Annotated in this window: 20 protein-coding genes; 13 read left to right on the forward strand and 7 right to left on the reverse strand. The window is 64.9% G+C overall.

The window, feature by feature from the left end:
• Entirely contained in the window at positions 1–1,056 is a 1,056-nt protein-coding gene (locus AEQU_RS09295; RefSeq protein ID WP_022740673.1) for an ABC transporter ATP-binding protein, read from the reverse strand.
• A gap of 124 nt (positions 1,057–1,180) precedes the next feature.
• Between AEQU_RS09295 and AEQU_RS09300 the strand changes: the two genes are divergently transcribed.
• The 5 genes from AEQU_RS09300 (at position 1,181) to AEQU_RS09320 (ending at position 5,266) form a co-directional block, all read left to right on the forward strand.
• On the forward strand, positions 1,181–2,338 hold the full coding sequence (locus tag AEQU_RS09300) for a sensor histidine kinase (RefSeq protein ID WP_022740674.1): 1,158 nt from the start codon (positions 1,181–1,183) through the stop codon (positions 2,336–2,338).
• The gene (locus tag AEQU_RS09305) at positions 2,335–3,024 is read left to right on the forward strand and encodes a response regulator (RefSeq protein ID WP_022740675.1); all 690 of its coding nucleotides are present in this window, start codon (positions 2,335–2,337) and stop codon (positions 3,022–3,024) included. Before AEQU_RS09300 ends, AEQU_RS09305 begins: the two co-directional genes overlap by 4 nt.
• Positions 3,025–3,168: 144 nt before the next feature.
• A complete protein-coding gene (locus AEQU_RS09310; protein WP_022740676.1) occupies positions 3,169–3,555 on the forward strand; it encodes a helix-turn-helix domain-containing protein in 387 nt (128 codons plus the stop codon).
• The gene (locus AEQU_RS09315) at positions 3,552–4,475 is read left to right on the forward strand and encodes a DMT family transporter (RefSeq protein WP_022740677.1); all 924 of its coding nucleotides are present in this window, start codon (positions 3,552–3,554) and stop codon (positions 4,473–4,475) included. The genes AEQU_RS09310 and AEQU_RS09315 overlap by 4 nt, the downstream gene beginning before the upstream one ends.
• A gap of 95 nt (positions 4,476–4,570) precedes the next feature.
• Positions 4,571–5,266 carry a pentapeptide repeat-containing protein gene (locus AEQU_RS09320; protein ID WP_022740678.1) on the forward strand — a complete coding sequence of 232 codons (696 nt, stop codon included), beginning with the start codon at positions 4,571–4,573 and terminating at the stop codon, positions 5,264–5,266.
• 1 nt (position 5,267) lies between these two features.
• Here the strand turns inward: AEQU_RS09320 and AEQU_RS09325 are convergent, their stop codons facing one another.
• Positions 5,268–6,251 carry a DMT family transporter gene (locus AEQU_RS09325; RefSeq protein WP_051353423.1) on the reverse strand — a complete coding sequence of 328 codons (984 nt, stop codon included), beginning with the start codon at positions 6,249–6,251 and terminating at the stop codon, positions 5,268–5,270.
• 245 nt (positions 6,252–6,496) lie between these two features.
• Here AEQU_RS09325 and AEQU_RS09330 point away from each other — a divergent pair, with 245 nt between their 5' ends.
• On the forward strand, positions 6,497–7,384 hold the full coding sequence (locus tag AEQU_RS09330; RefSeq protein WP_022740680.1) for a LysR family transcriptional regulator: 888 nt from the start codon (positions 6,497–6,499) through the stop codon (positions 7,382–7,384).
• 455 nt (positions 7,385–7,839) lie between these two features.
• Here the strand turns inward: AEQU_RS09330 and AEQU_RS09335 are convergent, their stop codons facing one another.
• From AEQU_RS09335 to AEQU_RS09350, 5 genes are all read right to left on the reverse strand, one after another.
• Entirely contained in the window at positions 7,840–9,045 is a 1,206-nt protein-coding gene (locus AEQU_RS09335; protein WP_022740681.1) for a Fic family protein, read from the reverse strand.
• A complete protein-coding gene (locus AEQU_RS12515) occupies positions 8,993–9,571 on the reverse strand; it encodes a hypothetical protein (protein ID WP_144079488.1) in 579 nt (192 codons plus the stop codon). Before AEQU_RS12515 ends, AEQU_RS09335 begins: the two co-directional genes overlap by 53 nt.
• A gap of 334 nt (positions 9,572–9,905) precedes the next feature.
• Complete coding sequence (locus AEQU_RS09340) at positions 9,906–10,778, reverse strand: dimethyl sulfoxide reductase anchor subunit family protein (protein ID WP_022740683.1); 873 nt, start codon at positions 10,776–10,778, stop codon at positions 9,906–9,908.
• On the reverse strand, positions 10,778–11,440 hold the full coding sequence (locus AEQU_RS09345; RefSeq protein ID WP_022740684.1) for a 4Fe-4S dicluster domain-containing protein: 663 nt from the start codon (positions 11,438–11,440) through the stop codon (positions 10,778–10,780). Before AEQU_RS09345 ends, AEQU_RS09340 begins: the two co-directional genes overlap by 1 nt.
• 3 nt (positions 11,441–11,443) lie before the next feature.
• On the reverse strand, positions 11,444–14,590 hold the full coding sequence (locus AEQU_RS09350; RefSeq protein ID WP_022740685.1) for a molybdopterin-containing oxidoreductase family protein: 3,147 nt from the start codon (positions 14,588–14,590) through the stop codon (positions 11,444–11,446).
• 285 nt (positions 14,591–14,875) lie between these two features.
• On the opposite strand from AEQU_RS09350, the gene AEQU_RS09355 reads away from it, so the two are divergent.
• From AEQU_RS09355 to AEQU_RS09385, 7 genes are all read left to right on the forward strand, one after another.
• Positions 14,876–16,393 carry a helix-turn-helix transcriptional regulator gene (locus tag AEQU_RS09355; RefSeq protein ID WP_022740686.1) on the forward strand — a complete coding sequence of 506 codons (1,518 nt, stop codon included), beginning with the start codon at positions 14,876–14,878 and terminating at the stop codon, positions 16,391–16,393.
• Between the two features lie 54 nt (positions 16,394–16,447).
• Positions 16,448–17,989: a helix-turn-helix transcriptional regulator gene (locus AEQU_RS09360; RefSeq protein ID WP_022740689.1), complete on the forward strand. Its 1,542-nt coding sequence runs from the start codon at positions 16,448–16,450 to the stop codon at positions 17,987–17,989.
• 136 nt (positions 17,990–18,125) lie between these two features.
• Positions 18,126–20,402, forward strand: coding sequence for an oxidoreductase (locus tag AEQU_RS09365; RefSeq protein ID WP_022740692.1), 2,277 nt, complete (start codon positions 18,126–18,128; stop codon positions 20,400–20,402).
• A 438-nt stretch (positions 20,403–20,840) separates the two neighbouring features.
• Entirely contained in the window at positions 20,841–21,695 is an 855-nt protein-coding gene (locus AEQU_RS09370) for a hypothetical protein (RefSeq protein ID WP_022740696.1), read from the forward strand.
• A 76-nt stretch (positions 21,696–21,771) separates the two neighbouring features.
• Entirely contained in the window at positions 21,772–22,497 is a 726-nt protein-coding gene (locus tag AEQU_RS09375) for a TorD/DmsD family molecular chaperone (RefSeq protein WP_022740699.1), read from the forward strand.
• Between the two features lie 84 nt (positions 22,498–22,581).
• On the forward strand, positions 22,582–23,226 hold the full coding sequence (locus tag AEQU_RS09380; RefSeq protein WP_041714678.1) for a 4Fe-4S dicluster domain-containing protein: 645 nt from the start codon (positions 22,582–22,584) through the stop codon (positions 23,224–23,226).
• Positions 23,227–23,241: 15 nt separating this feature from the next.
• Positions 23,242–24,237: a 4Fe-4S binding protein gene (locus AEQU_RS09385; protein WP_022740707.1), complete on the forward strand. Its 996-nt coding sequence runs from the start codon at positions 23,242–23,244 to the stop codon at positions 24,235–24,237.
• Positions 24,238–24,321 lie beyond the last annotated feature (84 nt).

Below are 24,321 nucleotides of genomic sequence, written 5' to 3' on the forward strand. Positions count from 1 at the left end.
CTAATCCCTCAGCTCTTTACCGGTGATCTCGAGGAACACATCGTTTAAGGTGGGCGGCTCGGCATAGACGCGGCCCACGGCGCACCCCGCGTCCGCAAGCACGCCCAGCACGTCGCCCACGTTGTGGCCGCCCTGCTCGCACTGCACGACCAGCTCCGGCTCGGTGTAGGTCACGCGCCGCACATGGGGCAGCGAGGCCAGGCGCCCGCGCACGGCATCACCAAGCGCCGCCACCTCCACGATGATGCGCTCGCCGGCCCCCACCAGGGCCTTCAGCTCGACATTGGTGCCCACGGCCACCGATCGGCCGCGATCCATGATCATGATGCGCGAGCAAATCTCCTCCACCTCTTCCATATAGTGACTCGTGTACACCACGGTGCAGCCCTGCGCGTTCATGCGGCGAATGCCCTCCAGAATGGCGTTGCGGCTCTGCGGATCCACCGCCACCGTCGGCTCGTCGAAGAAGGCGAGCCGGGGCCTGTGGGCGATGCCGCAGGCGATGTTGAGCCGCCGCAGAAGGCCGCCGGAGAGCTTGCGCGGGCGGAACTTCACGTAGTCCTCGAGGCCCACGAACGCGATGGCCTCGTCCACGAACCGCGCCCGCTCGCGCCGATCGTCCACGTACAGGGCACAGAAGAAGTCGATGTTCTCCCGCACGGTGAGCTCCTCGAACAGCGCCACGTTCTGCGGCACCACGCCGATCTTACGCTTCAGGTCGTAGCGCGTGGGCGTCATGGGCTCGCCGAACAGGCAGATGTCGCCCTTGTCGAAGGTGAGCAGCTGCAATATGCAATTGATGGCCGTCGTCTTGCCCGAACCGTTCGGGCCCAAAAGCCCGAAGATCTCGCCGGGCTCGATGCACAAATCGAAGTGGTCGAGCGCCACCACGTCTCCGTAGCGCTTCACCAAGTTGCGCACCTCGACGATGGGCGCCGACATAGCGCCGGCCCGTGCGCTATCGTCTCTCGCGCAGTCGCCCTGCGCGCCATCCTGCGTGCCATCGATCCTCAGCGCGCCGGTCCGCGCGCTGCCGTTCGTAAGCTCGCCGTCCATGAGCGCTCCTTCCCCTATTGGTCATGGCCCCATTATTCCAAGAACCGCCGCGCCGCAGAAGTGCCAAATGTCACGAATGTCGACGTGCCCCTTGCTTCGCGAACGTGCGCCTTATAATGGCCCCATGGATAGAATCGTCGACGAGATCGTTCTCTTCGGGCTGGGGCTTCCCCTCCTTCTGCTCGCTCCCGCTGCCCCCGCAGCCGTAGCGGCGCCGCTTCTCGCCCTCATCGCCACGGGCGCGCTCGAACTGCTCGATCGCGGCGAAGGCGGTGCGCAGCGCCAGGCCCCTGCCAGCGCCGCAAGCCCTGCCAGCGCCGCGCGCTTCATCCGCGTCGCACGTCCCGCCATCGCCGCCGCCTACCTCATCGCCGCGCTCGCCGCGCCGGCCCTCGCCGCCTTCGTGCCGCTTCTGGCCTACGCCGCCGTGGCGCAGAACCTCGGCCCCCTGCGCTTTCTGTGGCCCGCGGCCCTCCTGGGCGCCGCGACGTCAGGGAGCGGCGCGCTGGCGGCAGCCGCCCTTCTGCTGGGAGCGCTCGCCTGCCTGGCCGCCCGGCGCACGACCAAAGTTCAAACCGAGCGCGCCTCGCTGCGCCAATGGCGCGACGCCGTGCAGGAAGACCGCCTCGCGCTGGCCGAGCAAGCCCGCGACCTCGCCGAGCGGCAAGATTTGGAAGTGAGCTGCGCGGTGCTGGCCGAGCGAGCCCGCATCGCGCGGGAGATCCACGACAACGTCGGCCACCTGCTCACCCGCTCGGTGCTGCAAATGGAGGCCCTTGCCGTCACGCACGAGGACGATCCGGCGCTTGCCGAAGAGCTGGCGGCGGTCGGCGCCACCCTCCACGAGGCCCTCGGCACCGTGCGGGCCAGCGTGCACGACCTGCACGACGAGGCCTTCGATCCACAGACCACCTTGGCCGAGCTGATCGGGGAATTCCCGGGGATCGTCGGCGCGCTCGCCTTCGAGGCCGAAAGCCTTCCGCGCCCTGTCGCCCTTGCCGTCGTGGCCATCGTGCGCGAGGCGCTCGCGAACGCCCGCACGCACGGGCGCGCCACGAGCGTCGCCGTCTCCCTCCTCGAGTTCCCCGGCTTCTATCAGCTCGCCATCGAGGACAACGGACGCGCGGCGAACCTGGTCGGCGAGGGCGGCCTCGGTCTCACCTCGATGGAAGAGCGCGCGACGGCCTTGGGCGGCACCTTCTCGTTCGGACCGTTGCCCCCACCGCGCACCGGCTCCCGCGTCTTCGCCACCTTCCCCAAAACCCAGGAGGTTCGCCCATGAGCGCCCCATCTCCCCTTTCCGTCGTCATCGTGGACGACGACGAGTTCGTGGCCCAATCGCTGCGCACGATACTGGAGGCGCGCGGTAGCGTGCGCGTGGCGGCCCTCGGCACGAAGGGGGCCGAGGCGGCGGCGCTTTTCAACGAGCACCGCCCCGACATCATGCTCCTCGACATCCGCATGCCCGACCTGTCGGGCCTGGCCGCCGGCGAGGCCATCCTCGCCGCCCACCCGAAGGCGCGCATCGTTTTCCTCACCACCTTCGCCGACGACGACTACATCGTGCGCGCGCTGGCGATCGGGGCCCGCGGTTACCTCATCAAACAGGAGGCACGCGGTCTGGCCGAAGCGCTGCATTCCGTCATGGAAGGCCAGATCGTCCTGGGATCCGATGTCACCGACCGCGTGAGCGCGCTCATCGGGCAACGGCCAGCGAACGGCGCCGGAGCCGCCTTCGACGACTCTCTGTCGCACCCCGATAACAGCCAGGCCGCCCCCGCCTTCGCCGAGGGCCTCACGCAGCGCGAGCGCGATATCGCCGAGCTCATCGCCGAAGGATTCGACAACCGCGAGATCGCGCAGACGCTGTTCCTGTCCGAGGGCACCGTGCGCAACCACATCTCGGCCATCCTGCAGAAGTGCGGCCTGAGAAACCGTACCCAGATCGCCATCGCCTGGTGGAGGTAGGCCGCAGCGCCATCCGCTCCCCACCGCCCGCGACGTTCCCCGGCGCCCTCAACGTCCGCAAGACCGCATGGTGCGCCGCTGCAATTTCATGCAAGAAATCTGCGGGCAAATGGCTATCATCTCTCCTTGTTATGGAGATGACTCATGCCCCACATATTCAGCAGCCCCGCCACCCCCGGCACCGCGAGACCGTGCGCTGCGGCCGGCCTGGACAAGTACCGCGCCCTGCGGTCGTTCACCGCCGCCTTCGGGCTCACACCCATGCGCTATCTGACTTCGCTGCGGGTGGAGTCGGCCCGCGAGGCGCTCGCCAGCGGTGCCAGCTGCGCCGAGGCGGCCCTGGCGGCAGGGTTCTCCGACCAGGCTCACCTGACCCGCGCCTTCAAGGAGCGCCTGGGGATGACGCCTGGCTTCTATCAACGGGCCGTCACTGAATCCAGCGTCGGCGCCGACCGGGCCAAGGGCGCCCCATTGTCCCCCTCTACCCCGAGAGGCTCCGTCGATTCGTCACCCGAGCAGGTGCGCCCATGAAAGCGCACGCGCTCGCCCTGTTCACCATCCTCGTTTGGAGCACCACCTTCGTCGCCACCAAGGTGCTGCTCGCCGCCGGGCTCACGCCGCTGTGGATTCTCGTCATCCGGTTCGCTTTGGGTTTCGCCGCCCTCAGCTGCCTGCGCCCGCACCGCCTGCGCCTGGAGAATCCGCGTGACGGCCGCTTGTTTGCCGCGGCGGGCTTTACCGGCGTGGCCTGCTACTTCCTGCTGGAGAACGTGGCGCTCACCTTCACGAGCGCCACGGCCGTCGGCGCCATCTGCGCCACCTCTCCCCTCTTCTGCGTCCTCATCGCCCTTGCGCGCGGGCAGCGCCCCGCCTCCCCCGCGAGCTTCGCCATCGGGTTCGTCCTGGCCATGGGCGGCATCCTGCTCGTCGGCACCGCCAGCGGTGGGAGTGCCTTCACGGGAAGCACCGCGGACAACCTCATCGGCTGCGGGCTGGCCTTTATCGCCTCGCTCGTGTGGGCCGTCTACTCAACCCTTGTCAGCCGCATCGCCGAAGCCGGCTACGAGACCCTGACCGCCACCAAGCGCATCTTCGCTTGGGGCCTCCTGTTCATGGCCCCGGCCCTCCCCTTCGCCGGAACGTTTCCCGCAGAAGCTCTCGGGAACCCCCTCGTCGTCCCGAACCTGCTCTTCTTGGGGCTTCTCGCCTCTGCCGCCTGCTTTGCCACCTGGAACTTCGCCGTGAAGCATCTCGGCGCCGTCGTCACGAGCACCTACATCTACCTGGTACCGGCGCTCACGGGCGCCGCCTCAGCCCTCGTGCTCGGCGAGCCGATGACGCCTCCCATCGTCGGCGGCGTCGCCCTCACCATCGCCGGCCTCATGCTTTCGAACCGCAAAGGCTCTCGCCGAGGGCAACGCCGCGGCCGCGCCTCGCCCTCCTCTTCGTAGACGTAGTACAATGGCCGGAGCGTCAAGGGATCGCTGCTCGCACCAGCAGCATGGCCCTCACGCACCACCATCGCCATGTCGAAGAAAGGACCCCCGTGGCCGCTATTCCCGATCCCGTCCAAACCGCCTACGAGACGGCGGCGGCCCAGCGCACCTTGTCGCTGCCGACCATCCCGGAAGAGCTGCGCGCTCTGGAGGCCGACGACTTGCGCGGCGGCGCCGACGAGCCCCTGGAGGCCATCGACGCGAGCGGCCTCATCATCGCCGACGAGAATTTCTCGGAGCTGCAGGCGGCCCACGCCCGGTTCGCGAATTGCTTCCTCTCCTGCTGCGACTTTTCCGGCTCGCTGTTTACCGATACGGTATTCGAGGGATGCGACTTCGCCAACAGCTACTTCGATAGCGCCGGATTCACCCGCTGCACCTTCAAGAACTGCAAGCTCACAGGCGCGTCGTTTATGGAGGCGAACCTGGAGCACGTGGCCCTTGAAGACTGCACGCTGGACTTCGGCGCCTTCAACCGTTGCCGTTTCTGGGCCGTATCGGCCACGCGCTGCGATTTCTCCGGCGCCGACATGGCCGAGATGGAGCTGCACTACGTGACCCTGGACGACGACCGCTTCATCGGCACGAGCTTCTTCCGCACGCCCCTGCTCGGGCTCGATTTCTCCACCTGTCAGCTGGAGGGCGTGGCGCTCTCCGACACCATGGCGGAAATCTACGGCACGAAGATGAACGTCTACCAGGCCGCTGCCCTGGCCCGGCGCCTCGGCGTCATCGTGGCGGAGTAGCCTAAGCCGCCATCCTGTCGTCGCGGCGCTTCGACACGAGCAATCTCGGGCGCGGCACGGCTCGACGGGAAACGACGACGGGAGCAGCCGGAGCTGCGGGAGCGCCCGTGCGTCCGTCGGCCCAGGTGGCGGCCACCACCGTGCCCACGATGACCGCGGCACCCAGAAGCCCCATCGCCGAAAGCGTCTCTCCCAGGAACAGATAGGCGAATAGGGCCGTGAACACCGGCTCGCCGGTCAGCAGCAGCGACACCGTCGTGGAAGAGAGGCGGTCGAGCGCCAAGCTCTGCAGGAAGAACGCCAGGCAGGTGGAGAACAACGCCAAGAACACGATGATGCCCCAGGCCACCGGCCGCACGGCGGCCACGTCCAGCATCGGCTCCCACGCCAAAGCGCACCCCAGGCACAGCGCGAAGGCCACGGCGATCTGCGTGCCGGCCACCGTAACGGCGTCAAGCTCGGCCAGCGCCTGCTTGCCGAACACGAGCGCACCGGCCAGCGCCACCGACGACCCTAAAGCCAGAAGCTCGCCAGACCCCACGGCGAGGCTGCCGCCCTGGCTGCACAGAAGGTACAGGCCGCCGGCTACTCCCACCTGAAAGGGAATGATGGCGCGCGGGTAGCGGGAGCGCTCCACCACCGTCGAGAGGAAGGGCGCGAACACCACCGGCAGCGCCACGAGGAACCCCACGTTGGTGGCGGTGGTAAGGTCGAGCGCCACGTTGCAGCACAGATACGAAATACCCATGCACAGCGCCTGGGGCAGCCACAGCCGCACCCTCACGCTGCGAAGCCGCGCGATGATGCGACGCCCGAAGAAGAGGGCGAACACCGCCGTGGCCAAGCCGAAGCGGACGGCCAGGCACCACAGAGGCGTGATGGAGTCGTAGGCGAACTTCGTCACAGCGCTGCCCGATCCGAAAATGACCACTTCAATGAGCACGAAGACCACGAACGGCCAACGCGCCTGCTTCCAATGACTCATGGCTCCTCCTCTCAGCTTCGTCGCGGCCCGCATCCGGCACATGGCGGCACGCAACCTCCTTCAAAGCGCAAAAAACCAAGCCCCACCTGGGGCGTTCTTTCTCTGAATTTGGAACGATGGCTATACTAAACTCCGAGTAGGGAAAAGTAAAACGAGACTTCTTGTAAAACATTTTAAGAAAGTCTTATAATTGTGCAGACGCACAACACAGAGCAGGCTTATCCGCACCCCCAGGGAGACACCTTATGGCCAATCAGAAATACGACGCTTTCCTCACGGTGGCGCGCCTCGGCAGCTTCAAGGCCGCTGCCGAGGAATTGGGCTATACCCAGGCCGGCATCAGCTACCTGGTGAACGCCCTGGAAAAGGAGCTGGGACTGACGCTCTTTTTGCGCGAGTACGGAGGCGTGCACCTGACCACCGAAGGCCGCGAAGTGCTCGGTCTTGTGCAGGCGATCAACGCCGACGAGCACGCGCTGGCCACCCGCGTGCGAGAGCTCGCCGACCGGGAGGGCGGCCTTGTACGCGTGGGCGCCTTCACGAGCGTGGCCATCGAATGGTTCCCCTCCATCGCGCGGGCCTTCCTCGACCAGTATCCGAAAATCGACCTGAAGCTTCTGTGCATCGACGACGAGGAGGAGCTCGTGAACGCCGTGTGGGAGGGCCGCGCCGACTGCGCCTTCTCCATCGCGCCCGAGCGGCGCAACCTGGAGGCGGTGCCGCTGCACACCGACCCGCTGCTTGTGGTGCTGCCGCCAGACCATCCCCTCGCGGGCGCCCCCTTCTTCCCCACCGAAGCCTTAGCCCGCGAGCCCTACGTGCAGCTGCAGGGCAACGCGCGCCCCTCCGAGATGGAGGCGCTGTTCGAGGCCAACGGGGTCACCCCCAACGTGCGCTTCACGGTGGACTCCGACTACGCCGTCATGTCCATGGTCAGCGCCGGCCTGGGCTTCTCCGTGCTGCCGAGCCTCATTCTGTCGCGGCCCCTGTTCCCGCTCGCCGTGCTGCCCGCCGAGCGCGAGTGCTCCCGCGAGATCTCGCTCGCCGTCCGTTCGCGCGAGGCCGCCTCCGCCGCCACCCGCGCCTTCGCCGAAGTCACCCGGGAATGGGTGGCCGCGCGCTACGCGAGCTAGCACCAGCTTCCGAAATGCATACTTGAGAACGGCCGCCCAAACTTGCTTTTTCGCCTTCTGCGCGGAGAAAAGTGCGATCGTGCGAGTCTTTTGAGCCGGGAAAGAGTCCTCGTGCAAGAAAAAGTGCGATCATGCGAGTTTCGAAAGCTCTGAAACTCGCACGATCGCACTTTTCTCCGCACGGAAGAGATAATTCTCGTCCTGGATCTTCGATAACTGCGACTTCTTGCGCACGTAACGCCCCTTCACCAAAGACGGAAAGCCCCGGAGGAAGGCGATTCGCACTGCAAGGGGTTTGGGGATGCGAAACCTACGCCGTCGGCGACTGCGCAAGTCCCTTCAACATCGCCATGGCCGTTAGAGCCGGCAACGATGCGGACCGCGCAATTTAGATCCCTAAACTAAACTCGCCCTCCCCCAACCGGGGCAGCCCCTCCGAGTTGCCCCGGTTTTTGCTATCGACCGTTGCTCGCCATAAGGCGGCGGATGCCGGCGATGCTCGATATCTCATCCAGAAGATCCACGGCATCGGGGGCCTGGTAGAAATCGCCGCGCTGCGCCCGCCCTAGCGGCCGCAGAATCTCATAGGAGCACGCACGATTGATGAGATCGGTCGCCGCGCGGCGCGTCATGCCAAGACGCTGGGCGATATAAGCCGAGTCGACGACGGGCTGCTCCCACAGCAAAGCCGGCAACTCGTGAATCTTGGCACCCGCGCGTTCGGCAATTCTCTCCCTCCACGCGTCGTCGATCTCCGCAACCCGCGCAGACGTCAGAGAGGCTATCACGATGGCAGAGTCAAGCGCGTCGGCGAGCTGGTCGATAATAGGCTCGGGGTCGCCCTGCTGGTAACTGCTGAGCGCCTGCATGTAGCGATCGACGTCGTGCAGCAAACCCGCCGAAACCGGCACCGTTCCGTGAGTGAGTACGCCATCTATCTTGAGCATTCGATGGAGCAGCGTCCGGCCCGTTCTCCCATTGCCGTCGATGAAGGGATGGATGGTCTCGAACTGCGCATGGACGATGGCGGCCTTCGCGACGGGATCAGCGGAATCGATCTGCGCAAACCGACACAAGTCATCGAGACACTGGGAAACACGTTCGGCAACGGGAGGGACGAAAAGCGCCTCATGGGGGCTGTAGGGCGTACCGCCAACCCACACCTGCTCCTCCCGCAGGCGACCCGCAAAAGGCGCGTCGGTGCGCCCGAGAAGAGTTTTGTGAATGCCGCAGATGCCCTCTGGCGTCAGCCCCCCGGGCAAAGCGAGCGCCCGCCGCATCGCATCGATGTTCGCGGCGATGATCTGCGCATTCTTCGGAGCCGATTCCGACAACCCGGCAAGGGCGATATTGCGCGCGCTGGAAGTGAGGTTCTCGATCTGGGAGGACGCCGCCGACTCGCTTCTCAACAGCAAACTCGGCACGTTGAAGGAAAGGCGCGCTTGCTGCTCATCGAAACGGGCGAGGCGCGCGCGAATGTCGGCAAGGCGCTCCGTCTGCTCCGGAGTAAGCGGAACGGAAAGACCCTCCAGCGAGACGGGAATGGCCGCAAGATACGTCGGCGTGATCTTGCGACGCCTCGCTTTGGGCACGAGCATGAGCTCTTCATCATCCCGAACCCAGGGAACCTCTTCGCTGCCGATAGCGGGCCACGTCGCCATGCCATCCTCCTTTGCCCACGATTTCGCTTCCGCAATTTAACCATAGCGGAAGTGAAAGAATATTCACTTCCGCTAATTCAACATAGCGGAAGCGAATCGATTTCGCTTCCGCCCATCGGAACAAAGAGAAGCGAATCGAAAAAGCCGCCATCGAGCGGCTTTTCTGCTGCCGGCCGAGCGCGAGTGCTCCCGCAGCATCTCGCTTGCCGTCCGCTCGCGCGACACCGCCTCGGCCGCCACCCGCGCCTTCGCCGAAGTCGCCCGAGAATGGGTCGCCGCGCGCTACGCGAGCTAGCACCAGCTTCCGAAATGCATACTTGAGAACGGCCGCCCAAACTTGCTTTTTCGCCTTCTGCGCGGAGAAAAGTGCGATCGTGCGAGTCTTGAGGGCCGAGAAAGAGTCCTCGCGTAAGAAAAAGCGCGATCGTGCGAGCTTCGAAAGCTCTGAAACTCGCACGATCGCGCTTTTCTCCGCACGGAAGAGATAATTCTCGTCCTGGATCTTCGAAACCGCAACTTCTTGCACTCATATGAAAGCAAGAAGTTCTGACCCACCGAAAGCGCCGGTTCACAAAGCGAAGAAAGCCCCCAGTGGGGGCGATTCGCGTTTGCAAGGGGTTTGGGGATGCGAATCGCGCCCACCGGAGGCTTTCGGGATCGGGGGGTCGGGAATTAGCAGCTGCTCTTCCGTAGGGGCTGACCTTGGTCAGCCCTCCTCAACAAAGACAATCTTTCTCAGTCGGGAGGGGCGACCAAGGTCGCCCCCTACGGGGATGGACCAGCACAAGTTTCTCAGTCGGGAGGGGCGACCGGGGTCGCCCCCTACGGGTGCCAACCGGAAGACCGGCCTCCCTCGTGCTCTAGAAGAACGGGTAGATGGACACGCCGGTCATGTAGAACACCGCGCGCAGGGCGAGCGCGCTCACGAGCACGCAGGCCGCGCCCACGGCGCCCCACACCTTCCAGTCGCCCTTGGCGCGCCCGGCCAGCGCGGAGCCCAGGCCGGCCACCGCGGCCACGATGGCCGTGACGGCCCAGGCCACAGACGCGCCGGAGAAGGGCGCCGTCGAGCCGTCGGGAGTGATGTCCATGGTCGGGCTCGTCGGGTCGAACCAGAACTCCACCGCCGTGTAGGAGCCAGCCGTGGCCTGCATGGCGACGAGATAGGCCACCACGAGCACCACGTTCACGGCCTGGCCGATGAGGTTCGCCTTCGCATCGAGGTCGGACGCCTCGTCGCGCACGGCGCAGATGAGCGCCATGGTGGCCGGGCCGAAGCCGCAGGCCGCGCCGAGCAGCGAGGCGATCTGCAGCACGGAGTCCCAGGCGGGCAGCGAGGCCATCATGTAGGAGTGGCCCATGACGATGACGAGAATCGCCGCCACGACGATGCCGATGGCGGAAAGCCACGCCGACACGCGCGCCTCGTCACCCGCGCGGCGCAGGTACACGAAGTAGACGACCATGACGACGGCGAGCACCACGATGGCGATGAGCTCCTGGGTGATGCCGCTGGTCAAGTGTCCGAAGCCGTTGAAGATGCGCTCCCAGTGCTCCAGATGGAAGAACACCGCGATGCCGCCCACGACCAGAAGCGCGGCCGAGGTGATGAGCGCCGGCATCTGGGCGCGGCCGCCCTTTCCGCGCAGCGCCCAGAGGCACTGGGCCGCGAACAGGCCGGCCGCCCAGGCCAAGAGCGTGGTGAACAAGATAAGGGGCCATTGCAGTTCCATTATTCCCCACCCTTCCAGTCGCGGTCGCGCAGGATGTAGGCGAAGTGCGGGCCGTTGCCCACATCGGGCAGGTGGTGCACGTCGGCCTCGGTGTACTCCTTGGCCATATCGCCCAGCTTCACGCGGTTGCCGGTGTACAAATTGTCATAGGAGCGATCGACGTCGTAGCCGATCTCCGGCGCCTCGAAGGAATCGATGCCCTCGTCCAAGTCGCCGAAGAAGCGGGCGCGGCCGCCGCACTGGATGACGCACTGGGGCAGGCCGCCCTGGGCGGTGATCTGCTCGCAGAGCGTGCACTTCTCGACAACGCGCTCCTCCTCGTTCAGGTAGCGCACGCCGTAGGGGCAGGCCATGGCGCAGAACTGGCAGCCGATGCACTTCGACTTGTCGATCTGCACGGTGCCGTCCTCCAGCTTGTGGGAGGCGCCCGTCGGGCACACCTTCACGCACTCGGGGTTCTCGCAGTGCTGGCACTGCACGGGCAGGTAGTACATCTCCACGTCGTGGGCGCTCGTGGCGCCGGCCTTCAGGCTCGGGCCGATGCGGAGCACCTTGTTCCAGTACGAGCCGATCGGCACGTTGTTCACGGCCTTGCACGCGACCATGCACGCCAGACAGCCCACGCAGCGGTTCAGGTCGGTGACGATTGCTTTGTTCGCCATGGCTTAGGCCTCCTCTCGGATATCGTAGTTGGGCAGCCATTCCTTCAGGCGCGGGTCGGAGGCGTCGCAGATGATCTGGGTGCCGTCCTCCGGCGCGCAGGGGATGACCTTGCCGTCGGGGCAGTTCTCGGGCGTGGCCTTGTAAATCTTCACCGGCACGCCGCGCATATGGTGCGAGCTGATGAACTTGTCCTGGCCCTCCGGGTCCCAAATGCACTCGATGTTGGAGAGCAGGCAGCCGTGGGTCGGCGCCGACAACTCCGGGAACCACCAGGCATGCTCGGCGTTGGCCCAGCCGGGGGCGATGCCGTGGTACAGATCGACGCACTGGCGCACCTTGCCCCACGCGGTCTCGATCCAGGCCCAGTCGCCCTGCTTGAGACCGAGCTTCTCGGCGTCGGCGGGGTTCAGCTCCAAACGCGGCGCCGGCCACAGCTCGCGGCACCAGGGCAGCTGGCGATGCTCGCTATGGAAGTACACCGGGATGCGGCGGCCGGTGGTGAGGATGATCGGGTACTCCTCAAGATCGATCTGACCACCCTGGGCAGAGGACGCGGGCGGCTCGTAGTTCGGCATGATCTCCTTCATCACGTCGAACTTGCCCGGCTCGAACTGGTTGGCCATATCGAGGCAGAACGTCTCGAACTCCATGGACCAGAAGCTCACCAGGCCCGTCGGCGTGGGGCAGCCGAAGTTGTTCACTGGCTGGCCGGTTTCGGGATCGGTCGACCAGGGAGCAGCCGTGCAGGCGTCCTTGCCCATGCGCATCCAACCAGTCTCGAAGCGGCGGTAGGTTCCCCAGCGGTTAGGCTCGATCACCTTGGCGTTGATCCAGCCGTTCTCCTGGAAGTCGTCGCGGAAGTCCTCCCAATGCTCCCACTTGCAGCCCGGATAGCGGTCGCCGAAACCGGACACCTCGTTGTGGGCCTGGAACCAATCCTCCAGACGGTCGTCGTGATGGTAGGCACCGGGCGCGTCGCCGGCAATATTGGTCCACGTGCCGTTGGGGTTGCCCTGCTTCTCGATGGCCTCGAAGATGAGGCGGTTGATGTCGTAGTCGAACTTCGTGTCGGCCGGCGGCTCGATGCAGCGCTGCGTGAGCCCGATGCCGCCCGAAGCGCCCTGGGACACGCGGATGTTGTTGATCTCGGTCCAGTGCTGGCACGGCAGGATGATGTCGGCCATCTCGGTGCCGGGGTGATGGAACATGTTGATGTCCACCCAGAAGTCCAGCTTCGAGAGCGCCTCCCACGCAAGCGTCGCGTTCGACATGTTCATGAACGAACCGGACTCGTTGATGCCGCCCTTCAGCGGGTACTCGCCCTCGCCCAGGCACGCCTTCCAAATGCAGGTGGCGTCGGCCCACTCGTTGTAGTACGGCAGAATGGGGAACTTCTCGGCGCCGATCATGTTGCCCAGCACCTCGCGGCGATCCGGGATGTTCATCGGATCGACCTGCTTGTCGGCCAGATACATCGGCGGGCACATGGGCTCGCCGGTGAGCGCCTCCATGCCCTTCAGCGTCCACTTCACCTCCTGGGGCATGTTGGTGCCGGGAGCGGCCGTGGCCTGCTCGTCGACCGGCGTGCGGGAAAGGCCGCGGTTGCCGGCCGGGCCGTCGAAGTTGCCCGAGGAGTAGATGAGGTTGAGCACCGCGCGAACCGTCTGCGCGCAGTTGCCGATCTGATCGGGCGCCAGGTTCAGGTGGATGCCGCCGTTGCCGTAAGTCTGGCCCTCGGGACGCGTGGCCCACACCGTGCACGACTCCTCGATGAGCTGCGGGTCGAGACCGGTGATCTCGCTGGCCCACTCCGGGGTGCAATCGGCCACCGACTTGGCGAGGTAGCTCCACACCGGGCGCGCGATGTGCTTCGTGCCGTCGGCCAGCGTCACCTCGTGCTCGCCTTCCAGATCGAAGTCGATGCCGGCCTCTTCCAACTCCCAGTAGGAGATCGGCGGCAGGTAGCCCTCCTGCGAGGTGCCCGCGTACACCACTTCCATCTGGTCGCGGGTGGGGGCCACGTGGTTGCAGCCCTGCCACTGGGTGGTGTCGGTATCCCAGTACACCAGGCCGCCCTTACCGTCGTTGGCCTTCTTGTTCCAGGCCATGAACTTGTGGGGGCTGCCGCCCTCTACCAGATCCATCTCCTTCAGAAGGCGCGTCTTCAGCTTCGTGCCGATAAGATCCTGCAAGGCCGGAACCTGAATCGGCGAGGAGAGATCGAGGTAGCGGCCGCCCGTGGGCTCCATGTCCTCCACCACGAGCAAGGACGCATCGGTCCAGCGCTTCACGAACTCCCAGTCGATGAGATCCTTCTCAATGAGAATGTGCTGCCAGGCCAGCGCCAGCGCACCGTCGGTGCCCGGCTCCAGGTTCAGCCAGTAGTCGGCCTCCTTGCCCGAGCCGGACAGGCGCGGGTCGATGCAGATGTGCGTCTCGGCGGCGCTCATGCGGTCCACCAGGTTGCGGCAGCTGTCGTCGTAGTTCGAGTTCTCCGGCGCGGTGCCCCACTGCACGTACACGCGCGGCCCGTCGCGCAGCGCCATCCACGGGGCGCCGTCGACCGAGCTGATCCAGCCCATGAGACGACGCGGGCCCTTGCAGATCTCGGACGCCACATGGGCGTTGGGGGTGTCAAACAGCCACTTGTAGAACGCGTAGGGGCCGTAAACCCACTGGCGGGACGTGCCGCACATGTTGAAGATGGACTGACCGCCGTACTGGTCCATGATCTCCTGGAACTTCGAGCCGATGGTTTCCATGGCCTCATCCCAGGTGATGCGCTGCCAGCCCGGCTCCTCGCCCTTGGGGTTGGTGCGCTTCATGGGATGGTAGATGCGGTCGGGGTGGTAGGCCGCCTGCAGCGACGACTGCGACTTGCCGCAGCAGTTGCCCGACGACTGGAACGACGACTGGTCGCCCTCCACCTTGACGGCGCGCCCGTTCTCCACCGTGACCCACACGCCGCACTCCATCTTGCCGCAGCCGCGGCAGCACGTGCGCACGCACTTGATCTCGCTGCCGCGGCTGGGCGCCTCGGCGTCCTCGGCGAGTGCGGCGCCCGGCACCGCGCATCCGATGACCGCCGTGGCAGCCGTGGCCGCGGACAGCTTGGCGAAGGTACGGCGGCTCAAGTTGAGCTTACCCATCTCTCCTCCTTTTTCTCTCATCCTTTCGGGCGCCCCGGACGGGTCGCCCACGTTGACATAGTGGCAAAATCAGGCCCCCGCCGCATCATATGTTTGCCATGATTTTTGAGTTTTCCCAGATGAGAGCTTTATTAGTCCCATGAAAAGGTCGGGGGCAAGCACGGGGTTTCGCCGTATAATTTTTGCCAAGGAAAAGGGGAGTTTTCCTTGAGGAATTCCAGGGAAAGGGCTCTCGGCGCGCACATGCGGCGACCGCCCTACCATTCTTTCTATCGAGGGGGTCGCGTGAGTTTTCGTTCCATCTCAGAGAACCTGAACGCCTACCGCGAAGAAGCCGGCAGCCATCCGGTGGCCCTCGATCGCGTGCTCGGCTTTACCTTTATTCGCGCGTGGGTATACCTCATGTTCGTGGGCGCGGCCGCCAGTTCCATGACATGGAGCGGCGAGCAGATCCCGCCTTTGTTCTACGTCGTCTCCACGGCCAGCCTCTGCGCCGTGCTCTTCGGGAGCGCGCTGGCCGGCGAGCGCTTCGTGCGCTTCATGACCCATCCGGCCGCGCGCTTCGCGGCACCCGCGCTCACCACCGGTGGAACCCTGCTTCTCGCCTCGTCGGCGGCGGGCACCGGAGCGGCCCTCTCTTTCGGCATCTTGGGCGCCATCACAACCGGCATCGGCTCGGGGCTGATCGATCTGGGCTACGGCGAGTTGTACCGCAACGAGCCACCCGCCCGCGCCACGTTCGAGGTGCCCCTGGCCTTCTTTCTGGCCGCTGTGGCGTTTTCCCTCGTCATCATGCTGCCGTCAGTTGTTGGCTGCCTCATCTGCTCGCTTCTTCCCGCCATTTCCGGCTGGATCCTGTTCGTCGAGCAGCATGCCTGGTCGCGCAAGCACCAAGCCAGCGTCCTGCCCATCGATTTCGACCTGAAGTCCTTCGCCTGGCGCATCGGCGTGTGCGCGTGCTTGGTGGGCGTGGCCGACGGCATGGTGCGGGCGGCGTTCCTCTCGTCGAACAACCTGAGCATCCACGTGTTTTTGCAGTGGCCCCTGGCCGGCGCCGGGCTGCTCACCATGGTCATCGTGTACGGCGCCGCCCTGCTCTCCTCCGAGCAGAGCACGCGCACCATCTACAAAGCGGCCATCTGCGTCATGGCCTTCTTCTTCATGCTCCTGCCCGTATTCACCAGCGCGCAAGACGTGGAAAGCGTGCTGGCCCTGGCAGGCTACGGCACCTTCAACGTGCTCATCTGGATGCTTCTGGCGGAGATCTCGTCGAACTACCGACTCTCTTCCACCGAGGTGTTCGGCATCGGGTGGGGCATGGTCACGCTCGGCGTGCTGCTCGGCTCCATCGCCGGCAACATCGTGGATCGGTTCGCCCCGTTCACACCACAATTCCTGAGCCTCATCGCCCTTATCGCCACCATGGCGGTGCTGCTCTCGTTTCTGTTCGTGTTCCGCGAAAGTGACCTCATCGCGCTGACCGAGGAGCCGGAAAGCGAGGCCGAAAGCGCCGAAGATCGCGCGCTCGCCAGCTCCAGCGACGTACCTCCCGCAGCTAGCGACAACCCCCGCCCGCGCTTCCAGGACCGCTGCTTGGAAGTGGCCGCCGCCTTCGAGCTGTCGCCGAAGGAGACCGAGGTGATGATACTCTTCGCCAAGGGCCGCTCGGCCGCCCGCATTCAAGAGGAGCTGTTCATCTCGAAGGGAACCGTGAGCACCCATTTGCGCCACATCTACCAGAAGATGGACGTCCATTCCAAACAGGAAATGCTCGACGTCATCGAAGGCGTCATAAGGGAGTAGGGCCTTCCCCTTTTCTATGCCTTCAGTATAATAGCGGGCGGAAAGGAGGGGACTATGAGTTTACGAGGGCGCACTGCGCTCATTGTCGCGGGTGCGGGAATGAATCTGAGCACCTACGGTATCGGCGTGTGGGGCGACAGCGTGCTGCTCTCGAGCGGTTCCTTCGTGGGACCGGCCCTCGCCGCGCTGTCGGACATCTATCTGCTCTTCTCGGCCCTGGGCCTGTTCGGCGCCCTTATCGCCCGGGTGATTATTGCCGTCGCGTCGGGAGCGAGCAACCATCGCTACCTCGCCTGCGGGCTTGGACCCATGGCGATGGCAGCCGCACTATTCATATCCGGTGTTTGGAACACCTCAGGGCTTCTAGTGGCCCTAGCGGCTTTCTGCGTCGGCTGGAGCTTCGCCTGCCAGAGCCTGTTCTGGGTGACGTCAATCTCTTTCGAGCCCAAGCAGATGCGCACGATCTTCCCTTTGGAACTAGCCTGCGCAGCCGCGTTCAACGGACTATTCGTCATCGGCTTCATGGACAACCAGGGGCTGTTCCTCGGGTTGTGCATCGCCCTTTCCGCCGCCGCCAGCGTAGCCCTGGTGCGCCTTGATCAAAAATGTGAGCAGCCGAAAATGGTGCCCGTAGCGGGATTCTTCGAGAGCCGCTATGTGCCTGCTTTTCGCACCTTTGCTGAGGTGCTATTCTGCGTGGTGGCCCTTCAGACCATAGCCCCCACTCTGAACTACATGGGGTTTTTGGGAGATCTTTCCCCGATCGAACAGCAGCTGGTCGTAGCAGGAGCCAAGCTCGCCGCCGCCGTGGCCCTCGTAGCCATCCTGCGCTTCTCGAAGGCGCCGCTGCTCTCCGTCCAGGTGTTCAAGGTGGTCACGCCCGTGCTCATCCTGTTACTGTTCGCCGTGCCCTTTGCGCCGGCGCCCTACCTGCTCGGACTGTTGGCAGCGGGTTCTTGCTTGCATTTCGTTGTAATGAACTCGCTGTTCTGCATTGACGCCATCGCTATCGCGCAACGGCACCGTCTTGTGTTCGAGGCGTTCTACGGCGCCGGCTACCTCTTACTCATGGGCTTTTGCTCGGTGCTGGAGAAAGTCATGCCCCAGCTTCTGGCCGCCGGCTCCTCCGCCGAGCTGCTGCTGGTGTTCGGGGTGTTCTTCTCCGTGTACGTGCTCAGCATGGTGCTTGTGTTGGTGCGCAGACGCCGCCGTGATGAGGATGGCGGCGCACTGCCGTCCGACCGTTTTGTACCAGATGCAGACACGCGGAGAGATGCTTCAGCGACGCTCTCGGAAGCAGAGCCTTCCTCGGGCATCGCCACCACCGAAGATGCTCCCGCCCCTCTACCTATTGCCGAACGCGTAGGCATCGTACAACGGAAATTCGGTCTGTCCGACAGGGAGGCCGAAATCGTGCTGCTCATAACACGAGGACGCAACGTGCCAGCCATTGCCGAGGAACTCGTTATATCCCAAAATACCGTGCGCACCCACATAAAGCGCATCTATAGAGCTTGCGGCGCTCACGCTCGCCAAGAGCTTATCGAGCTCTGCGAGACTGCGGAGACCGAAAAGGACTCCCTCTCCCAGGATTAGACTGGATCAGATCGTATCACCAGGTAAATCACCCATTCATCCCGTGAATCACCCATTTTGAGACACCTATCAATCCTCTTTTTGCCCTATCGTCTTCCCGTCGCAAAAAGCGATGAAAGACGAAAAGGAGGGTCTTATGTCGAAGATTACCGAAGGCGGCCTGTCGCGCCGCCAGTTCCTGACCGGCTCGGCGCTCACCGCCGGAGCCGTAGCCTCGCTCGGCTTGGCCGGATGTGCCCCAAAAGCGCCGACGGAGGCACCCGCGACCGGCGAGAGCGATCTAGCAGCCACCGGCGCCGACGGCACTACCGTACGCGCCCATGCAGCCCAGTTGAATCCTCAGTCTGATCCGAAACCGGTATCGAACACCACCTGCCCCTCACTGTTTACCGAGTGGAAGATGGGCTCGCTCACCTTGCCCAACCGCGTGGTGAAATCGGCTGCCGGCTATATCGGCGTCACCTCGCAGGGCATCACTGGCGACTTGCACATGCAGCACTACGGGAAGTTGGCCGCCGGCGGCGCGTCAGTGGTCTACTGCGACGACTTCGCCGAGCTGTACGATCACTTCCGCGCTATTCCCGACGTGGGCAAGTTCACCGACTGGACCGACGAGGATCTGACGGCCTTCGCCAACAACATCAAGGAAAACGGCGCGAAGGCAGGCTACCAGCTAGCCACGATGGGCCTCGTGTTCAGCGGCTTCGAGCCCGATCCGACGGCCATCTTCCAATCCTCCGACTGCATGGATATGACCGCCGAGGAGATCAGCAACCTCATTGCCGACACCATTAAGGCGGCAGCCACCCTGAAACGCTGCGGCTTCGACTGCGTGGAGGTCAACGCAGCCGGCGAGAATGTCGGCCAGACGTTCATGTCCCGCAATCGCAACAAGCGCGAGGACGATTACGGCCCCCAGACCTTCGAAAGCCGCACGCGCTTCGTCTGCGAGATCGTGCGCGGCATCAAAGCCGAGTGCGGCGAGGACTTCCCCGTGCAAGTGCTCATCAACGGTGTCGAGGAGAACGATAAGGCCATCGGCGACAACGCCTTTTTCACTACCGTTGAAGAGAACAAAGAGATGTGCAAGCTCATCGAAGCCGCCGGTGCCGACTCGCTGCATATCCGCATCGGGCCCTGCGGCCAGCACGTGGCCGAGTTCGCCGGCGACTTGTACTTCTGCGGTACCGGCATCGAGGGAACGACCGGCTATGGTACCCAGTTCGATTTCACGCGCCATTGGCAGGGTATGCTAAAGGCCGATCAGTCGGGCCTCGGCATCATAGTGCCCGTGGCCGCTGAGATCAAGAAAGCCGTGAGCATTCCCGTGGGCGCTGTCACCTACATGGATCCAGCTCGCGATCCCGAGTTCTTCGAGAGTCTCATCGCCTCCGGCGAGCTAGACTTCATCCTGATGAACCGACCGCTGTCGGTGGACTACGATTACCTGCACAAGCTGGAAGAGGGCCGCATCGATGAGATCCGCCCCTGCACCCGGTGCATGCACTGCCATTGGGATGCAGCCGATGACGGCAACCTCACTTTCAGCTGCCGCACCAACGCCGCCCACCCCTTCCGCTTCGTCACCGGGCAGCTGACCGGCAGCTACGATCCCGAGCCAGTCGCCACGGCGAAGAACGTGGTAGTCGTGGGCGCCGGCCCTGCTGGCCTCGAGGCGGCGCGCGTAGCCGCCGAGCGCGGACACTCCGTGACCCTCTACGAGAAGAAGGGCTCCGTGGGTGGCCTTCTGGAATTCGCCAATAACGTGAAGGGCCCCCATGAGAACCTGTCGGTGCTGCGCAGCTACTTCGAGCGCCAAATGGAAGTACTCGGCGTAAACGTGATGCTGAATACCGAGGCCACCGCCGACATCATCGCCGAGGCCTCCCCCGATATCGTAATCGCGGCCACCGGTGGCGTGCGCGACACCTTGGGGCTGTCCGACACGGCCGGCACCAAGGTGGTGGGCATCGACGACTTCATGATGGCCGACATTGCCGAGGAGGTCGTCATCGTTGGCTCGAACGTGCAGGCCATCGACGCCGCCATGTACCTGCTCGCCCAGGGAAAGCACGTGCAAGTGGTCACGCCAAACGCGGCAAGCGCCATCGGAGCAGGTCACTCGTTCTGGGTGAAAACCTTCACCCAACCCAACATGAAGGCCTTGGGCGTACGCTTCTGGCCCGAGGCGACTGTGACCGCCGTGAACGACGGCTCCGTCACTGTGAAAACGGCCACGGGCATCGAGCAGGAAATTGCCTGCGGCACCGTAGTCGAAGCCCTGGACTGCCTGCCGAATGACAACCTCAGCACGGGACTCTCCTGCGAGGTAGTCACCGTCGGCGACGCGGCGCGCCCCTTCAACATCGGCGAAGCCATCTGCTCCGGCAACGCCGCCGCCCGCGCGATCTAGATTCGACCCAAAAGCTCGGCCGCCTAGACGTCGCACTCAATCTCAGTCCTCCCCTTCAATCGGGGCAGCTCCCCCCTCCGAGCTGCCCCGATTTTTATCGCCACCTGTAGCCCGGAGCCACTTTTTGGCATCGCCGCTCGGACTTCCCGGCATTTTCTTGGGTCGGGCTGCGGGTATTCTGGCAGAAAGCCGCGTCGGGCTGCGGATTCGGAGCAAAAACCCGCAGCCCGACGCGGCTTTTTGCCAGGCAGACTGATGGCGCGGGGGAATTTCCCCCCCTTGACGAATCCAACAGCCCTCGGCTACTATGCGCTGTGGGGATACCGCCCGAATTCTCGGACGGACAATGTTTGCAAAAGTCGAACCTCGGGGGCGAGGTTCATCTCTCGCTGCGTGCGAGAGGGAAGACTGCAAGCATTTGTTCAAAGGGCGGATGATATGAAAGACACTTCCTCGTTCCTCGATCTCGCATTAGACGATTCTCTGGGCTTCGACCCTCTGGGCGCCTTCGACGATGATGTCGAAGAGGATGCCGAAGAGGTAACCGAGGGCTATTTGGGCACGCCCCACACCGATGACCCGACACCCGTTGTGGACACCCGCCCCGCGTCCGAGCGCATCGCCGACCTGTTCAGCGCTATGGCGCCGCGCCGTCGCACGCTGCTCGGCATGATCGCCTTTTGCTCTGCGCCTCAGACCACCGACGCCTTGGATGCTGAGGTGGATCGCCTGCAGGCGGACAACTTCTCCGTGTACTCCCCCGCTTCGCTCGCGAACTTGCTCGAGCGCGCCGGAGCCCTCGCCCGCGTGACCGCCGACGGCGAACCGTACCCCGAGGGCGACCCGGAGCCGGTGCTCGTGGAAGTCGACGGCGCGTCCTACTACGAGGCCGGCGAGGCGCCGGAGGTCTGCTGGCTTGCCACTGCGGACGGCGCGGCCTACGCCGAGGCCGACAAGCCCCTCGACCGCCTGACCGACCTGCTTTCCGAGGACGCGAAGTACGCCACGATCTACGAGCGCATTCTCGGCCTTACCGCCCAGGAGAGCGGCGCCTCGATGCCGACCATCAACGAGGCCGTGGACAACGACGAGCTGCTGAAGAGCCCCCGTCTGTACGCGCCCCACTTCATCGACAAGCTGGAGAAGTGCGACGCTGTGGAATGGCGCGACAAGAGCTGGCGCATTACCGAGGTCGGCCGTGCGGGACAGCGCATCGTGGCCGACCTCGTAGCGGCCCAATCCGCGCCCGAGCCCGAGGCGCCGGCCGACAAGACCGCTGAGGACGCCCAGTAGCGCGACGCCTTCCACCGTTTCCTTTCCGGCACCTAAGGGGCGCCCGCGCGCCTCATCGAGAACAGAGGAGATTCCCATGACCGACACCGCAACCACTGCCGCCGCAGCAACCCCCGCCGCCGAAGAGGCGACCGACCTGGCCGCGCTCGCCGAGCTCACGGCCCAGCGCTCGGCCGTCTACCGCCTGCTCGCTCGCCTGTACCGCGTGGAGGTAGACGAGGAGTTTTTGGCCGAGCTGAAGGCCATGCGCTTCCCCGCCGCCACGGGGAACACCGCCGTGGACGCCGGCTACCGCGCCATCGCCACCTACCTGTCCGGCGCCGATGCCCATGCCGTCACCGATCTGGCCGTCGATTACGTGCGTGCCTTCATCGGCCACGGCGTCGATGCCTACTCGGCCGCCTACCCCTTCGAGTCGGTGTACACGAGCCCCAAGCGCCTCATGATGCAGGAGGCCCGCGACGAGGTGCTGGCGGTCTACCGCAGCGAGGGCCTGGACAAGCTGCCCAGCTGGAAGGAGTCCGAGGATCACATCGCGCTGGAACTGGAGTTCATGGCCGTGCTCGGCGACCGCATCGTGACGGCGGCCGAGACGGCCGACGAGGCGGAGGTGGAGCGCCTGCTTTCCACCCAGCGCAACTTCCTGGAGGATCATTTGGCAAGCTGGGCGCCGCTCATGACCGCTGATCTGCGCCGCTTCGCGCAATGCGGTCTCTACCAGGGCCTCGCCAGCCTGACCGACGGCTTTCTGCAGGTGGAAGAGGAGTTCTTCGACGAAATTTTTGAAACCGAGGGCGAATAGCCGCGCAGCCGAAAGACAACATCCAACGAGGTCGACACCGACCATCCATGACGACGAGGGCGAATGAGAGAGGAAGAGAAGACCATGGCAGACACCGAAAACACGGCGGCCCCGAAAAAGGAGGGGCGCCCCGTCATCAGCCGCCGCGCGCTGTGCGTGGGGCTCGGCGGCACGGCGGCGCTTCTGGGCCTGGGCGCGGTGCGCTACGCCGGCAGCGCACCACTCGTGCGACCGCCCGGAGGCCAGGACGAGGAGGCGCTCGTCTCGGCGTGCATTCGCTGCGAGAAGTGCTACGAGGTGTGTCCGCGCGGCGTCATCGCCCCGGCTCATCTGGAGGACGGCATCCTGAACATGCGCACACCCGTCATGAACTTCGACGCGAACTGGTGCGATTGGTGCACCGAGGAGAACGGCGGCAAGCCTCTGTGCGTGGCATCGTGCCCCACCGAGGCGCTCAAGGTCGGCTCGACCCCCGAGACCGGCGTGCTCGGCGTGGCGGAGCTCAACCAGGACCTGTGCCTGGCCTACCGCCTCATCGGCTGTCGGTTCTGCTACGACGCCTGCGAGTTCGAGGCCATGGAGCTTGACGAGAACAACCGACCCTACGTGATCGCCGACGCCTGCAATGGCTGTGGGGCCTGCGAGAGCGTCTGCGTGTCGCTGCAGAACGGCTCCATCTCCGCCGGCGCCACCGAGCGCGCCATCATCGTCCGTCCCCTCGAGTCGTAAAGGAGGGCCGCACCTGTGAACACCAAGCGACTCCGCACTATCATCCCCCTCGCCGTCATCGGCGTCATCGGCGTGGGATTCGCCACCCATGTGGGCGTGGGCACGCTGTCGGCCATCGGTTGGCAGGACATCTCGCTTCTGTGCCCCTTGGGCGCGCTCGCGACTATGATCGCCACGAAGACCCTGCTCCCCCGCGCGGTCATCTCAATCGTCATCGCGCTCGCCCTCATTCTGCTGCTCGCCCGCGCCTTCTGCGGCTGGATCTGTCCCGTGCCCGTGGTGTCGAAGATCCGCGGCATCTTCTCGAAGAAGACGTCGAACACTGACATGACCGGCACCGGCGTTTTGCCCGCCGACGAAAATCCGCTGGTGAAAGCTGCGAAGGGATCGGAGGCCGCCGACGCGCCCGCGCCCCTTTCCGCCGACGAGCAAGCGGCCCTCTCCGGCTGCGGCCACAGCTGCTCTTCCTGCGCCGAGAAGCGGGCGACGTTCGATTCCCGCCACGTCATCTTGGGCGGTTCGCTGCTCTCGGCGGCCGTCTTCGGCTTCCCCGTGTTCTGCCTCATCTGCCCCATCGGGCTCACCTTCGCCACCATTGTGCTGGTCATGCGCCTGTTCGCCTTCGGCGACGTGGCCTGGGGCGTCATTCTCGTGCCGGCGCTCTTGCTCGCCGAGGTGGTGTTCTTCCGCAAATGGTGCAGCAAGTTCTGCCCCATAAGCGCGCTCATGAGCCTCGTGGGCAAGGCAAACCGCACCTTCGTGCCCGCCATCGACAACGCGAAATGCCGCGAGAGCGCCCAGGGCACCTCCTGCGAGGCATGCGCAGCCGTGTGCCCCCAGGGCATCAACGTGCGGCATCCCGAGGCCGGCATGAGCTTCTCGGAATGCACCAAGTGCCGCGCCTGCGTGGAGGCCTGCCCCACACGTGCCATCACCATGCCGTTTCTGCCGAAGAAAGCGGCGCCTTCCACCGTTGTCGTGGAGGACGACGAGACCGTGCCGGCAGCCTAGGGCAAGCCCGCTCGCGTCGTCACCCCTCCTGCGACGCGAGCGGGGCGCGCGTTTCCGCGACGCCGCGCCCAGGAAAGATCGCCC

The organism is Adlercreutzia equolifaciens DSM 19450 (assembly GCF_000478885.1).
Taxonomy (GTDB): domain Bacteria; phylum Actinomycetota; class Coriobacteriia; order Coriobacteriales; family Eggerthellaceae; genus Adlercreutzia; species Adlercreutzia equolifaciens.

Bases quoted from the DNA above. Each gene is read 5' to 3' on its own strand.
- AEQU_RS09330 (WP_022740680.1), top strand. From the start codon at position 6,497: ATGGCCAATCAGAAATACGACGCTTTCCTCACGGTGGCGCGCCTCGGC.
- AEQU_RS09335 (WP_022740681.1), bottom strand. From the start codon at position 9,045: ATGGCGACGTGGCCCGCTATCGGCAGCGAAGAGGTTCCCTGGGTTCGG.
- AEQU_RS09305 (WP_022740675.1), top strand. From the start codon at position 2,335: ATGAGCGCCCCATCTCCCCTTTCCGTCGTCATCGTGGACGACGACGAG.
- AEQU_RS09375 (WP_022740699.1), top strand. From the start codon at position 21,772: ATGACCGACACCGCAACCACTGCCGCCGCAGCAACCCCCGCCGCCGAA.
- AEQU_RS09365 (WP_022740692.1), top strand. From the start codon at position 18,126: ATGTCGAAGATTACCGAAGGCGGCCTGTCGCGCCGCCAGTTCCTGACC.
- AEQU_RS09340 (WP_022740683.1), bottom strand. From the start codon at position 10,778: ATGGAACTGCAATGGCCCCTTATCTTGTTCACCACGCTCTTGGCCTGG.
- AEQU_RS09350 (WP_022740685.1), bottom strand. From the start codon at position 14,590: ATGGGTAAGCTCAACTTGAGCCGCCGTACCTTCGCCAAGCTGTCCGCG.
- AEQU_RS09315 (WP_022740677.1), top strand. From the start codon at position 3,552: ATGAAAGCGCACGCGCTCGCCCTGTTCACCATCCTCGTTTGGAGCACC.
- AEQU_RS09300 (WP_022740674.1), top strand. From the start codon at position 1,181: ATGGATAGAATCGTCGACGAGATCGTTCTCTTCGGGCTGGGGCTTCCC.
- AEQU_RS09310 (WP_022740676.1), top strand. From the start codon at position 3,169: ATGCCCCACATATTCAGCAGCCCCGCCACCCCCGGCACCGCGAGACCG.
- AEQU_RS09380 (WP_041714678.1), top strand. From the start codon at position 22,582: ATGGCAGACACCGAAAACACGGCGGCCCCGAAAAAGGAGGGGCGCCCC.
- AEQU_RS09360 (WP_022740689.1), top strand. From the start codon at position 16,448: ATGAGTTTACGAGGGCGCACTGCGCTCATTGTCGCGGGTGCGGGAATG.
- AEQU_RS09345 (WP_022740684.1), bottom strand. From the start codon at position 11,440: ATGGCGAACAAAGCAATCGTCACCGACCTGAACCGCTGCGTGGGCTGT.
- AEQU_RS09325 (WP_051353423.1), bottom strand. From the start codon at position 6,251: ATGAGTCATTGGAAGCAGGCGCGTTGGCCGTTCGTGGTCTTCGTGCTC.
- AEQU_RS09370 (WP_022740696.1), top strand. From the start codon at position 20,841: ATGAAAGACACTTCCTCGTTCCTCGATCTCGCATTAGACGATTCTCTG.
- AEQU_RS09295 (WP_022740673.1), bottom strand. From the start codon at position 1,056: ATGGACGGCGAGCTTACGAACGGCAGCGCGCGGACCGGCGCGCTGAGG.